Raw genomic sequence first — 12015 nt, 5'->3', positions numbered from 1 at the left:
ACTCGTGTGCGATCAGGGCGCGTACTTGTACCCGACGCGCCGCACCGTCTGGATCGACCGGCGGTGCTCGGCGCCCAGCTTGCGGCGCAGCCGGGCGATGTGGACATCGACGGTGCGCCCGTCGCCCACGTGCCCGTAGCCCCAGACCGTGGTCACCAGCTGGTCGCGGGTGTGCACCCGGTTCGGGTGCGCCACCAGATGGGCGAGGAGCTCGAACTCCAGGTAGGTGAGGTCGAGCGTGCTCCCGTTCACCGCGGCGGTGCGCTGGACGGGGTCGATGAGCACCGGACCGGCCGCTGGGGTCTCCAGCAGCTCCGGCACCACGTACTGGGCGGCGCCGGCCGCCGCAGGCGTGAGCGCCGGCTGCTGGTCGGCGGGGACGAGCACGAGATAGCCGACCATCGGCGGCCGGCCCGGCAGCGCCGGCAGGGTGTGCTGGGGTGCGGGCAGCCAGGTCGTGCCCGGCGCCAGGAACGCGGACACATCGGCCGGCTGGAAGACCTCGTCCGGCGCGACGGCCCGCAGCCGGTGCCGGTTGGGGGAGGGGGGACGGGCGGGGGTTGCCGCAGCGGCCGCCGTCTGCGCTGCGGTGGCAGCGGCTGCGGCGGAGAAGGTGCGAGTGTTCGCCATGGGGGTCAGCTCTTTCGCGCGAAGGAGTCGTCTGTGGACGGACTTGCTGCGTGCGCGCGGACCGAAGACCGGGGTGAGCGGCTTTAGAGGGCCAGCGCGTTCAACGCGCGGCAACACACCCGGTCGAAGTCGTGATCCTGACGGGAGGGCCAGAACGGCTCCAGGTCGCTGCGACCTGTCGAGGTGTGCTGGAAGCTGGCCATGCCCCCATTGAACCAGAGAAGACGGTCCCGCAGCAGGCTTCTCCCACCCGCCGATACGGACCCTTCGCGTTACCTTCCTCACCTCGGGCACGACAACAGGCGCCCACCGGCGGTGCGGTGGGCGCCTCTCGTACGTGCGGGCGGGATCAGACCTGCCCGGCCTTCTCCAGCGCGGCACAGCAGGTGTCGACGATCAGCCGGGTGACGACGTACGGGTCGACGTTGGCGTTCGGGCGGCGGTCCTCGATGTAGCCCTTCCCGTCCTGCTCGACCTGCCACGGGATACGGACCGAGGCGCCGCGGTCGGAGACGCCGTAGCTGTACTCGTTCCACGGGGCGGTCTCGTGCAGACCGGTCAGCCGGTCGTCGATGCCCGCGCCGTAGTGCTTGACGTGGTCCATCGGCTTCGAGCCCTCGCCCAGCGACTCGCACGCGGTGATGATCGCGTCGTAGCCCTCGCGCATCGCCCTGGTGGAGAAGTTGGTGTGCGCGCCCGCGCCGTTCCAGTCGCCCTTGACCGGCTTCGGGTCCAGGGTCGCGGAGACGTTGAAGTCCTCGGCGGTGCGGTAGAGCAGCCAGCGGGCGATCCACAGCTGGTCGGAGACCTCCAGCGGGGCCAGCGGGCCCACCTGGAACTCCCACTGGCCGGGCATGACCTCGGCGTTGATGCCGGAGATGCCCAGGCCCGCCCGCAGACAGTTGTCGAGGTGCTTCTCGACGATGTCGCGGCCGAAGATCTCGTCGGCGCCGACACCGCAGTAGTAGCCGCCCTGCGCGGCCGGGAAGCCGCCCTCGGGAAAGCCGAGCGGCCGGTGGCCGTCGAAGAAGGTGTACTCCTGCTCGATGCCGAAGACCGGCTCCTGGCCCGCGAACCGCTCGGCGAGCGGGCGGAGTCCGGCACGCGTGTTGGACTCGTGCGGGGTCATGTCGATGTGGAAGACCTCGCACAGGACCAGGACGTCGTCACCCCCGCGGATCGGGTCCGGGCAGGCGAAGACCGGCTTCAGCACCCGGTCGGAGGCGTGGCCCTCGGCCTGGTTGGTGCTCGACCCGTCGAAACCCCAGATGGGCAGCTCCGCCACGTCGGACGACGGGGAACCGGGCATGATCTTCGTCTTGGAACGGAGCTTGGCGGTCGGCTCGGTGCCGTCGATCCAGATGTACTCAGCCTTGAACGTCACGGAAGCCATCCTTCGGAGGTGCTGCGGGTCTATGCAGCGCAGCTTCGCAAGACGCGATTTCCCGTCCGTTGCTCTCGTGTGAACCCCGTGTTACCGAGGTTTCCCGGACAAGACGGACCGGTCGCGAGGGCCCTCGCCAGGCCCCGCAGCTGCCAGGCCCCGCAACGGCCGGGCTACCAGCTGCCGGCTCTCAGCCGCGGGCCCGGAGCAGCGACTCGAAGCCGGCGGACCGGATCCGCCGCAGCAGCTCCTCCTCGGTCGCGCCCAGCGCCACCGCCGCACGCGGGAGCTCCCAGTCCGCGTCGGCGAGCCGTTGCAGCAGATGACCACGCCGGATCTGCGCCTCGGACAGCCGGAACGTCTTCAGGTAGGCGACCCGGCCCTTGTGATCGGTGACGGTCTCCCCGATGTGCTGCCCGCCCCGGTTCCGCAGGAACGGCGGCAGGAACCGCCACAGCGTGAACGACCCCATCCGGTACACCCGCTCGAAGCCGTACGAGGAGTCCAGCAGCTCCCGCGCGAACAGCGTGTCGTGCGCCTCGCGCCACTCCCGCTCCTGCTCCCGCGCGGCCGCCCGCAGACCGGCGAGCGTGTTCAGCCCCGGCCCGTCCGCGATCCGCGCCCCGAAAGCGGCCACCGGGGCGCCGTACATCGCGTACTGGTGGACCAGCTCCCCGTACAGGTCCTGGACGAGCGACGCGTGGAGCAGGCGGTAGTCGTCGGGGTGCGGCACCACGAACGCCGCGGCGAGTGCGTCGGCCGCGTACACCATCACCCCGCACTGGCCGGGATGGATCTCGAACACCCGCAGCGCGTCGCCGAGCCCGCGCACCGACCACCCCAGATACGCGTCCTCGGCCCGCGGCGAGAGGCCGTCGCGCAGCGCCTGCCGCGACCACTCCTCCCAGGCGGTCGACGGTCCGCCGAAGTGCAGCGAGAGATAGCCCTCCAGCGCGAGGTGCAGCGGCAGGAAGCGCAGCCGGTCGCCGGGCTGCCGCTTGGCCATCCGGTGGTGGCGGTGGCGCGGCAGCCGCAGGGTCCTGGGCGGGGTGCTGCCCGCGTCTCCGTGGGCCGCCAACTGCGTGCCGTACGCGGCGGTCCCGGCACCCTCGCCCGACCAGTCGGCGACGAAACCGTGCGGGATGTACGAGGTGTAGTGGGCCCGCGGCCCCACCTCCACGACACCGTTCCCGTCGCCCGCGTACACCTCTCGGTGCAGCCGGAGCCCCTCCACAGGCCTCTCGCGCACCAGCGGCACCAGCCGGATACCGCCCCAGACCTGCGACGGGCGGGCGGTGAGCCCGGTCAGTTCGAGCTTGTTCACAGAGGGTCCCCTTCCCGGCCGGCCGTCACGAACCGGGCGACCCGCCGGTCCAGATACGAGTGGAGTGCGGCGGGCCCGGTCCGGCCCTCGGAGAACCGCGCGATCTCCACCAGGGCCGGCAGATCCTCCGCGTCCCGGATACCGGCCGTCGGCACACCCGGGGAGAGCCGCCGGACATCGAAACCGTCAGCGTCGTATACAGGGTTCACATGCACCACCGCCGTGCCCCGGTCCGGATCGAGCCTGGTCCGCCACACCCGCAGCACCTCGCCCGCGAGCCCGGGAGGCGCGTTGTCCCAGCCGTCCGAGACGATGACCAGCCGGTCGGGACCGTACTCCAGGGCGTCCAGCACCCGGCTGCCGAGCGGCGTCGGCCCCCGGGGCACGACCAGCAGCGGATCACCGGCCCCGGTGGTCCACAGCGGGGTGTACGCGCCCGGCGCGGCCAGCGCCTCCAGCAGGAAGTGGCAGGCCAGCGCCACGGCGAGCGGCCGGCGCCGCTTCTCGCCCGAACCGGACGACGAGTAGCTGTCGTCCAGCACGGCGGCGACCCGCCCCCAGCCCCCGGCGTGCGGTCCCGCCGCGCGACGGGCCGCGGTGCGCAGGGCCGAGGTCAGCTCCTCGCGGTGCCGGCTTCGCAGCTCCAAGGAGAACGTCAGGACGTACAGGGCGAGCCGGGTCAGCGGCATCACGGACAGATCGACACCCGCCGGCAGCTCCCGCGGAGCGGCCGCACCGCGCTGCCCCTGGGTGCGCAGCCGCTCCAGCCGGGTCATCCGGGGCGCCATCCGCTCCAGGAACGCCTCGCGCTTCATGCCGTGCCGGGCCGCGAAGCCCTCGGCGACGGTGAAGGGGAGTTCGTCGACGGCGCCCCGCTCGTAATGGGCGCGGCGCCAGGCGTCGAGCAACTGGTTGCGGTAGCGGGGCAGTTTGCCGGGCCGAAAGAGAAAGTCCCCGACCTCACCGCTGCTTCCGCGTCCGCCGAGCCGGAGGTGTGCGTGGCGGGCCGTGTTCTTCAGCCCCGAGCGGTACTTCACCGCGTCGTGCGCCGGATCGGGCCGCGCGGCCAGCCAGTCGCGCATGATCGCGCGGGTGCGCCGGTTGTTGACCTTGGCCGCGCGCAGCCCCCGGAACAGCCGGTACACCCGCTGCGGCGGCAGCTTCGCCAGCCGCGCGGCGATCAGCCGGCCCTCGGCGCGCTTCTCCTCGGCGGTGGCCTCGGCGGCGTACTCCAGGAGCCCCTGCACGATGCGCGCCGCGTTGTGGTCGTTGATGTCGAGGGCGAGCGAGGCGGCGTACACCCGACGGTAGTTGACCCGTACGTAGGTGTGCAGGAAGTCCAGCGAGAGCTGCTGCCGGTCCGCCCCCGAGTGGAACTCGCGCTGCCCGGTCGCGGTGATCGCGGCATTGACGAAGAGGAGCACGTCCTCGGCGGCGACAAGGTCGGCAAAGGTCTCGGTCGTCATGATGAATCCCCCGTGGTGTTCCGCGAGGCGGTACGCGCAAGCGGAAGCCGGCCGGGGAATGGGGGCGCGAGCAGCGAAATGTTTGCTTTACAGGCAAGTCCCGGAAGTCGCACCGGAGTCCCGCGGCCGGCCCCGCCAACGTAACCGCCCGGCCAGGGACCCCGCCACCGCATTCGTTCCGGACCCCGGCCGCACCGGGCACACTGGTCCCATGACGACACCCGTGACCCCCCTGCGTATCGGCCTGGCCGGTACCGGCCCCTGGGCCCGCATCACCCAGGCCCCCGCCCTCGCCGAGCACCCCGGCGCCGTGCTGAGCGGGGTGTGGGGCCGCCGGGCCGAGGCCGCGCAGGAGCTGGCCGCCGCCCACGGGGCCACCGCGTACACCGGTGACGCGGGGCTCGACGAGCTCTTCGCCGCGAGCGACGCCGTCGCGTTCGCCCTGCCGCCGGACGTCCAGGCCCCGCTCGCCGCCCGCGCCGCGGCGGCCGGCTGCCATCTGCTGATGGACAAGCCGGTGGCCACGAGCGTCGCGGCCGCCCGCGAGGTGGCCGAGGCCGCGGAGGCGGCGCGGGTCGCCTCCATCGTTTTCTGCACGCTGCGGTTCGCGCCGGAGACCTCCGCGTGGATCGCCGAACAGGAGGCGTTGGGCGGCTGGTTCACCGCGCACGCCCACTGGATCGGCGCCCTGTGGGCACCCGGGGTGGACAGCGAGTTCGCCGCGTCCCCCTGGCGCCACGAGAAGGGCGGCCTCTGGGACGTCGGCCCGCACGCGCTCTCCGTCCTCATCCCGGTGCTCGGCGACGTGACCCGGCTGACCGCGGCCCGCGGCCCCGCCGACACCCACCACCTCATCCTCCGCCACGCCTCCGGAGCCTCCAGCACGGTGACGCTCACGCTGGCCGCCCCGGTGGCGGCGGCCGGGGTGGAGGTCGAGCTCAGGGGCGAGCACGGCACCGTGGGGCTGCCCCGGTGGGACGGCGCCGTCGGTGCCTTCCGGGCGGCGGTGGACGCGCTGATCGAGTCGGTGCGCACGGGGGTGGCGCACCCCTGCGACGTACGGTTCGGGCTCCGGCTGACGGAACTGCTCGCGGAGGCCGAGGCGCAGGCGGGGGAGTAACGGAGGGGAAGCAACGGAGGGGGAGCAGCGGCGCGGGGGCCCGGCCGGCCGCTGAGCCCGAGCAGCGGCGCGGGGGGCCGGCCGGTCGCTGAGCCCCCGGACCCCGGCCCCCTCCCGACCCCGGACGCCGGGGCTCAGCGCCCCATGGCGTCCCGTACCGCCTCGTCCGTGCGCGCGACCACGGCCGTGCCGTCCTCGGCCGTGATGATCGGCCGCTGGATCAGCTTCGGGTGCGCGGCGAGCGCGGTGATCCACCGCTCCCGCGCACCCGCCTCGCGCGGCCACTCCTTGATCCCCAGCTCCTTCGCGTCCGCCTCCTGCGTCCGTGTGATGTCCCACGGCTCCAGCCCGAGCCGGTCGAGCACGGCCCGGATCTCGTCCGGTGACGGCACGTCCTCCAAGTAGCGGCGGACCGTGTAATCGGCGCCCTCCGCGTCGAGCAGCCGCACCGCGCTGCGGCACTTGGAACAGGCGGGATTGATCCAGATCTCCATGGGGCCAACGGTACGGGATGGACCCGCGAAAACCCCTCTGGCCAGGGGCGATTGTCAGTGCGGGGCAGTAAAATGGGGGTAGTTCGTGAGCGTTCCACAGCGTTCCGCCACCGTGCGCCAGGAGGTTGCCCATGGCCGTTGCCGCAGTCACGACCAAGCCGCTCCACAAGCCTCTGAGGAAGAAGCCGCTCCCCGCCGGCCGCCCCCGTGAGTGGTACGTCACCCACAACCGCCGGCTGAAGGCGATGCGCCTGGCGATCGCCCTGCTCGACACGGGAGTTCACCACCCGTCGAGCGCGAGCAACGCCCGGATACGCACGACCGCCGAGCTGCTCGGCATCCACCCGCCGTCCGACACCACCTGCCGCATGGTCCGCGCCCTCATCCGCTACGGCCGCTGACCGCCGGCCACCGGTCCGACCGCCGCGCCCCCGGGAGATCCGGGGGCGCGGCCGCGTCTCAGTACCCGTCGCACGTGGCGGTGGCGAAGGCGCCGGAGGCCCGGTCGGTCCGCCGGGTGATGTCGTCCACCGTCACGGAACAGGCGACATCACCGCCGGACCTGCCGAGGCTGACGACGAACGAGCCGCCGTTCATGAACCCCCTGGTCTCCAGCTCCCCGGCCCACGGCAGGCTCCGCAGGGTCAGCCGTCCGGTCGACAGGGCCTCGCCCTGCCAGGTGCTGTAGGTGAGTGTCACGTCCTTGGCGGTGCCGGTGACCTCGTACCTGACGCGCAGCCTCTGCGAGCCCTGCTCGGAGAGCCCGTGGGCCAGGACCGCGGAGACCGCGCCCGCGGCCAGGGCCAGGATCACGACGACCATCAGCAGCACCCACGGCCAGATCCGCCGCCGAGGGGGCTGCGGCCCGTCCGGTCCGTCGTCGGTCGGCTGCTCGCTCATGCCACCACCCTCCACGGTCCGGCCCCGCCCCGCGACCCCGCCGCCTCCCTCACCCGTACGGCCCGCACCACATGCGCCCCCACCGGTCGCCGCCTTGACTTGGGACGATGGATGAGTGCTGGGAGGCGCGATGACGAGGCGATGCGTACGGGGCGCGGGCGCCGTGCTGGTGGCGGTCGTCGTGGCGGCGACGGCGACGGCGTGCTCGGACGACGGGGGCAGCGCGTCCGCCCACCGTGTCCAAGGCCGCGTCGGCGGCCTCATCGGTGGCGTCCAGGGGCGCCGACGCGGTCGCCTCCGCGACGGCCGCCGCCCGGGACAAGCTCAAAGGGCACCAAGGACGCCGCCGCCCGCAGCAACCGCAAGCTCGACGGCGAGGTCAAGGCCGGGGTGGGCAGGGCGCTGCGGCACTGAGCCGCCGAGACGTCGCGCACGAGCATCTCGCCCTCGGCCGCTCGCGGAGGTGGCCGTGCGGCGCATCGGAGCGCGCTCCTGCCCCCGGCGGTCCCTGACCGTACGGCTGAAGCAAGTGAAGGTTGTGGCGCACGAAACCCCGCATTTTTCGCGAGGAACAGCGGCGGACCAGCACGTAGATGTTCGCCGCGAACAGCGTCTCATCAGGTGTGTTCTGCGTGCCGCCGCCCTGTGGCCGTACTCGGGTGTGCACTGTGCATCGTCGGGGGCGAACCGGAGGGGCACCATCCGAGCAGCAGCAGCAGCAGCCCGCCTGCCGGGAGACCTCTGAGCGCCCAGGTGCAGCACAGCAATTGCCCGCAAACGTGCACGCGGTCGAGGCGAGGAGGAACGAGTTCCTCGCAAGTCCGGGCTGGAACCGCTATAGGCGGCCAAACTCAAAGGCCCTGTCAGAGGTCGCTCGTAAGCTCTGGAGCATGGGGAGCACCGGAATCACTGAAGCCGATGTCGACAAGGCGATGTCCGTCGTCGAGAGCGGCAGACAGTCACTTCGGCGGGATGATCCCGCCGTCCAGGCACTCGCCACAGCGGTATCCGTGCGGCGCCGCTTGCAGGGAGTAGAGGCGGTCACGGACGACGAACTGCTTTCGGCGCATGACCAGCTGCACGCAAAGATGCCTCACAGGAACGACGGCGGTCTGGAGGCACTTGCCGACGAGCTGCTGGGCCGCGGGATCGTGCCCTCGCCCGGCGACTACGACGGCGACTGGTGGTTGTGGTGGCCCAAGAAGGGCTATGGGCCGTGTCGTGACTGCCGACAGCGTCGCTCGCTGACGCGCTACTCCGCCAAGTGGGGCAAGCCGTACAGGTACTTGTGCACACGCTGCCGTAAGCAGGAACTGGCAGACGGTACGGCGTATCTCAACAGCGTCACCGGTGTCGTCCCGGAGGAAGGCGAGTCGGCCGAATCGCTCTTCAGTAGACGTACGACAGCTCTCATCGGCCAACTGGGCAGCCAACTGGGCAGCCAGCTGGCAGAACCCGAGAGGCAAGCGGGTCGCCCGGACACCGGACAGTGGGGCGAGTATGTAGACCGGCTCATGGAAGTACTCGGCCCGCTCGACTGGGCCGGCTGGCAGGTCCCGGACGCATATGATTCGGACTTTGATGCCGAAACCGGCCCGCTGCTCTTCGCCACGCTGTGGCGTACCAGCGCCGCGCTGGACGTCGAGTACTACCCGCGTGGAAGCCGGCTCCGTTTCCTTCCCTACGAAGATGTATGCGGTGACGTCCCGGAGTCGTTTTCCGCACTCGATGAAGAGGTCGAACTCACGGTAACCCTCCAGGGTGACGAGGCCGTGAAGGTGGTCCAACATCGAGCCGGCGCGCTGGGATTGCTCGATGCGACTCGCGTCCGCGTGGTGGAGGGGGCTGATCCAGAAGCCGCGGAGGCGTTCGAAGCGGAATCGCTACTATCCCTCTTCAGCCCGGCAGCCTCGTACCGAAAGCTCCCGGTTGCGGACATCGTCAAGGAAGCCGTACAGCACCCCGATCTCAGCACCTATCTGCGCTGGGTTGTCGGTATGGCAGGCCGCGACGTGCACCCGGACCCGGTGCCCGATGCGGCGGCTCTGGGTATCGCGGCCTGGTGCTGGCGCAACGAAACGGCTGTGGAGGCTCACCATCTTCCCTCGGACGTGCTGATGGCTCGAGTGAACATCGCGGTGACTCGCGCGGTGCTGCCTCATGTCTGCCCGTACGAAGGTATCGACTGGGACGGGATCGAGCAGTCACTGACTGATACGGACTGGCAACTCCCCAACGGCCGGACTGTCTCCTCTCTGTTCGGCGACGGATGGCAGGAGGTGCAGTCGACGGTGCGTGAGCAGATCCGGAAATGGCAACGCCTCGACGGCGAACTTCTCGGCCCGGATACCACTTTGAGGCTGATGACGATCGGGGGCTCGACAAGCTACACGCGTCATTGGTGGGGCCAAGGCCGGTGGCGCGCGATCTGTGAAGGGATTGTCCGCGATGCTGTCGAAGCTGAATTCACGCTGCCACAGCCGTACGACTGCCGTGGTTCTGATGCCCTGATCGACGATTTGGAAGACCCGGACATGCAGTCCGACGCAGTACTGGCCTGGCTTATCGACATGCCCGAAGCCCCCGTTTCGGGGCCTTACGGATTGCGCCACCATCCAGTTACCCAGCCGCTCGTGCGCGAATACGATCCGTGGTGGGCAACGCCGGAGGGAGACTGATTCCGCAGCCGCCGGCAGCCCGGGGCCCCTACGAGCAGATCGAGCGTCTGCCTCCAGCAGGCCCCTGCTGGAGGCAGACGCTCGGGGAGCACTTCGGCCAACTACCCGCCGAGTTCGAGCGTCGGAGCGCCTGCGGATCGGTGTTTCGACCGCACCTCGGCAGCGCGCTTCGCTGCCGGGCCATAGGGAGCGCCGCGAGGCCGTGAGGTAGACGTTCGGAGAAAGGAATGGCCATGGGGGACGTGCAGTTGGCGTGGCAGCGATTGGTGGACTGGCTGGAGACGAATGCACCGACGACTGCGTCGTCGATCCTTGCTCCCGCTACGCCGGCAGCGATCACTGCGGCTGAGGAGCGCATGTGCGTCGTCTTCCCGGTCGAGCTTCGGACGTGGCTCCAGGCATCCGGGGCCGACAATGACTCTGAGGGGGCCACGGAGGGGATCGTGCCCGGCAACCGCGATCTGCTGGGACTCGCGGCCATGGAGCGGACGTACCACTTCAAGATGGAGATCGAGCGCGACGACCCGTCCGACGATCCGGAGTTCCCTTCTGGCATGAGCAGTGGATTCCGATCATCTCGGACGACGATGCTTGTTACGGCAAGTTCCTGGATGTGCGCAGCGGTCAGATCGGTTCATTCGGCGATGGGGATGCGCCATCCTTTGGAGTTCACGCATCACTACTGATCACGAGTCTCAAGAACCAGACGCGCGGCCCGCTCCTTGAGCTCCTTCGGGTGTTGCTTCGCCATAACGAACTCGATCCTTCCAAAAGATCGAGCCTCGATCAAACCCGGAACGGTTCACCGCCAGGTCGCAAGGTTTCCACGGGTGATCAAGGTGTCGGGGTGCTCGGGGCCCATGACCCGTATCTGATCGAGGGGCGGTGCGAACACGCGCCGCGACGCGTCCGGTGCCCGAGCGCCGCTTATAACTCCTGGCCACTCGCTTCCGACGTCAAATCGTTACTCCCGAAATGATCATCTTTCGCTAGGATATATTTCATCCTTATTTGCAATTTGACAGACCCTCGGGAGGCATTAGTGATCATGGGAAGAATTCTTCCGGCCGCACTCGTTCTACCCACCCTTTTGCTGGCTTCGGCCTGCAGTTCTGGCACGGACGACAAGACCGCAGAGAAGAAACCCTCGGCCGCCGGAAAAGAGTCCCCGAAAAGCGCCGACAAGGCCGCCGAGAACGCGAAGAAGATCGGCGCTATCCCGCCCGCCGAACTGGAAGAGGCCACCCTTTCCGGAAAGAGCTCCGGATATGAGTTGAAAAAGGTCTCCGAGGCCGAGACCGCCGCCGGCCTGGACATGAAGGCCGACAAGAAGGAGTGCCAACCCCTGGCCAGCCTGGCGGGCGGCACCACCAGCATCAAGCCAGTGAGCCTGGTACGCCGCTCGCTGGAGCCCTCCGACGCCAAGAACGCGACCGTCGGCTCCATGTGGCTGGCCTCGCATTCCGAGAAGAATGCCAAGCAGGTCATGAACGACCTGCGCATTGCACTGAAGGAATGCCCGAAAGGCTTTAAGACGCTCGGCCTGACCTACAAGTCCGTCAAGCGGCTCGACGATCCGGACCTCGGAGACGAGGCGGTCGGCTACGACATCACCACAGCCGTCTCCAAGCAGTCGGTTCCCATGACCTACACGGTGGTGCGCCACGGTGGCGTGATCGCCGCCTTCTACGGCGTCAACATGCTGGACACAAAGAAGGCCGTCGTCCCGGCGAAGCTGGTCAAGGAGCAATTGAAAATGCTCGACTGAGAAACGTCCGAACAAGGGGAAATGGAAGAACAGAAACTGCGGAATGCCTGGGCCGAGAATCGGGCCCAGGCATTCCGTGTTCACACTGGGCGAGGTTGCCGATGGTACTGTTATCGCTTTCTGCGGTGTGAATATTAATCGATGCGAAGAAGGCTTCGATTCCGATGGGCTTTATTCAGGAGTAGCTCGACCGGATCGTGGGATCGACAGGCTGACGTGGCCGGCCCATGCGTACGGGCGCCTCGTCCCTG

The 12015-nt window shown here is 69.6% G+C and carries 11 protein-coding genes and 1 pseudogene; 5 read left to right on the top strand and 7 right to left on the bottom strand.

Going from position 1 to position 12015, the window contains the following annotated elements; translation table 11 throughout:
• Positions 1-12: 12 nt before the first annotated feature.
• From ACZ6S6_RS02370 to ACZ6S6_RS02355, 4 genes are all read right to left on the bottom strand, one after another.
• Positions 13-630 (bottom strand): winged helix-turn-helix domain-containing protein, encoded by a 618-nt coding sequence (locus ACZ6S6_RS02370; RefSeq protein ID WP_469703276.1) that lies wholly within the window; start codon positions 628-630, stop codon positions 13-15.
• A gap of 349 nt (positions 631-979) precedes the next feature.
• On the bottom strand, positions 980-2014 hold the full coding sequence (gene glnII, locus ACZ6S6_RS02365; protein ID WP_469703274.1) for a glutamine synthetase: 1035 nt from the start codon (positions 2012-2014) through the stop codon (positions 980-982).
• A gap of 190 nt (positions 2015-2204) precedes the next feature.
• Positions 2205-3338, bottom strand: a complete 1134-nt coding sequence (locus tag ACZ6S6_RS02360) for an ARPP-2 domain-containing protein (protein WP_469703272.1) — start codon at positions 3336-3338, stop codon at positions 2205-2207.
• Positions 3335-4804, bottom strand: coding sequence for a hypothetical protein (locus ACZ6S6_RS02355; protein ID WP_469703270.1), 1470 nt, complete (start codon positions 4802-4804; stop codon positions 3335-3337). Before ACZ6S6_RS02355 ends, ACZ6S6_RS02360 begins: the two co-directional genes overlap by 4 nt.
• A gap of 211 nt (positions 4805-5015) precedes the next feature.
• On the opposite strand from ACZ6S6_RS02355, the gene ACZ6S6_RS02350 reads away from it, so the two are divergent.
• A complete protein-coding gene (locus tag ACZ6S6_RS02350) occupies positions 5016-5924 on the top strand; it encodes a Gfo/Idh/MocA family protein (protein WP_469703267.1) in 909 nt (302 codons plus the stop codon).
• Between the two features lie 134 nt (positions 5925-6058).
• On the opposite strand, the gene ACZ6S6_RS02345 is transcribed toward ACZ6S6_RS02350, so the two are convergent.
• Complete coding sequence (locus ACZ6S6_RS02345; protein ID WP_362965326.1) at positions 6059-6418, bottom strand: ArsC/Spx/MgsR family protein; 360 nt, start codon at positions 6416-6418, stop codon at positions 6059-6061.
• Positions 6419-6549: 131 nt separating this feature from the next.
• Between ACZ6S6_RS02345 and ACZ6S6_RS02340 the strand changes: the two genes are divergently transcribed.
• The gene (locus ACZ6S6_RS02340) at positions 6550-6819 is read left to right on the top strand and encodes a hypothetical protein (protein WP_362965328.1); all 270 of its coding nucleotides are present in this window, start codon (positions 6550-6552) and stop codon (positions 6817-6819) included.
• A gap of 58 nt (positions 6820-6877) precedes the next feature.
• On the opposite strand, the gene ACZ6S6_RS02335 is transcribed toward ACZ6S6_RS02340, so the two are convergent.
• Complete coding sequence (locus tag ACZ6S6_RS02335) at positions 6878-7318, bottom strand: hypothetical protein (RefSeq protein ID WP_362965330.1); 441 nt, start codon at positions 7316-7318, stop codon at positions 6878-6880.
• Between the two features lie 556 nt (positions 7319-7874).
• Positions 7875-7979, bottom strand: a pseudogene (locus tag ACZ6S6_RS02330) (IS5/IS1182 family transposase); the annotation flags it as partial.
• A gap of 229 nt (positions 7980-8208) precedes the next feature.
• Between ACZ6S6_RS02330 and ACZ6S6_RS02325 the strand changes: the two are divergent.
• The 3 genes from ACZ6S6_RS02325 to ACZ6S6_RS02315 all read left to right on the top strand — a co-directional run bounded on the left by ACZ6S6_RS02325 (position 8209) and on the right by ACZ6S6_RS02315 (position 11764).
• Entirely contained in the window at positions 8209-9996 is a 1788-nt protein-coding gene (locus ACZ6S6_RS02325) for a hypothetical protein (RefSeq protein ID WP_362965332.1), read from the top strand.
• A 233-nt stretch (positions 9997-10229) separates the two neighbouring features.
• Positions 10230-10682 (top strand): SMI1/KNR4 family protein, encoded by a 453-nt coding sequence (locus tag ACZ6S6_RS02320; protein WP_362965333.1) that lies wholly within the window; start codon positions 10230-10232, stop codon positions 10680-10682.
• Positions 10683-11044: 362 nt separating this feature from the next.
• Positions 11045-11764 carry a hypothetical protein gene (locus ACZ6S6_RS02315; protein WP_362965346.1) on the top strand — a complete coding sequence of 240 codons (720 nt, stop codon included), beginning with the start codon at positions 11045-11047 and terminating at the stop codon, positions 11762-11764.
• The last annotated feature ends 251 nt before the right edge of the window (positions 11765-12015 follow it).

This window comes from Streptomyces sp. NPDC048671 (assembly GCF_055587045.1).
The sequence above is the reverse complement of the archived record's forward strand: the minus strand, read 5'-3'. Positions and strand labels throughout refer to the sequence as shown.

Coding starts and splice junctions, on each gene's coding strand:
- ACZ6S6_RS02320 (WP_362965333.1), top strand. CDS start 10,230: ATGGGGGACGTGCAGTTGGCGTGGCAGCGATTGGTGGACTGGCTGGAG.
- ACZ6S6_RS02315 (WP_362965346.1), top strand. CDS start 11,045: ATGGGAAGAATTCTTCCGGCCGCACTCGTTCTACCCACCCTTTTGCTG.
- ACZ6S6_RS02350 (WP_469703267.1), top strand. CDS start 5,016: ATGACGACACCCGTGACCCCCCTGCGTATCGGCCTGGCCGGTACCGGC.
- ACZ6S6_RS02335 (WP_362965330.1), bottom strand. CDS start 7,318: ATGAGCGAGCAGCCGACCGACGACGGACCGGACGGGCCGCAGCCCCCT.
- ACZ6S6_RS02370 (WP_469703276.1), bottom strand. CDS start 630: ATGGCGAACACTCGCACCTTCTCCGCCGCAGCCGCTGCCACCGCAGCG.
- ACZ6S6_RS02355 (WP_469703270.1), bottom strand. CDS start 4,804: ATGACGACCGAGACCTTTGCCGACCTTGTCGCCGCCGAGGACGTGCTC.
- ACZ6S6_RS02345 (WP_362965326.1), bottom strand. CDS start 6,418: ATGGAGATCTGGATCAATCCCGCCTGTTCCAAGTGCCGCAGCGCGGTG.
- ACZ6S6_RS02340 (WP_362965328.1), top strand. CDS start 6,550: ATGGCCGTTGCCGCAGTCACGACCAAGCCGCTCCACAAGCCTCTGAGG.
- ACZ6S6_RS02325 (WP_362965332.1), top strand. CDS start 8,209: ATGGGGAGCACCGGAATCACTGAAGCCGATGTCGACAAGGCGATGTCC.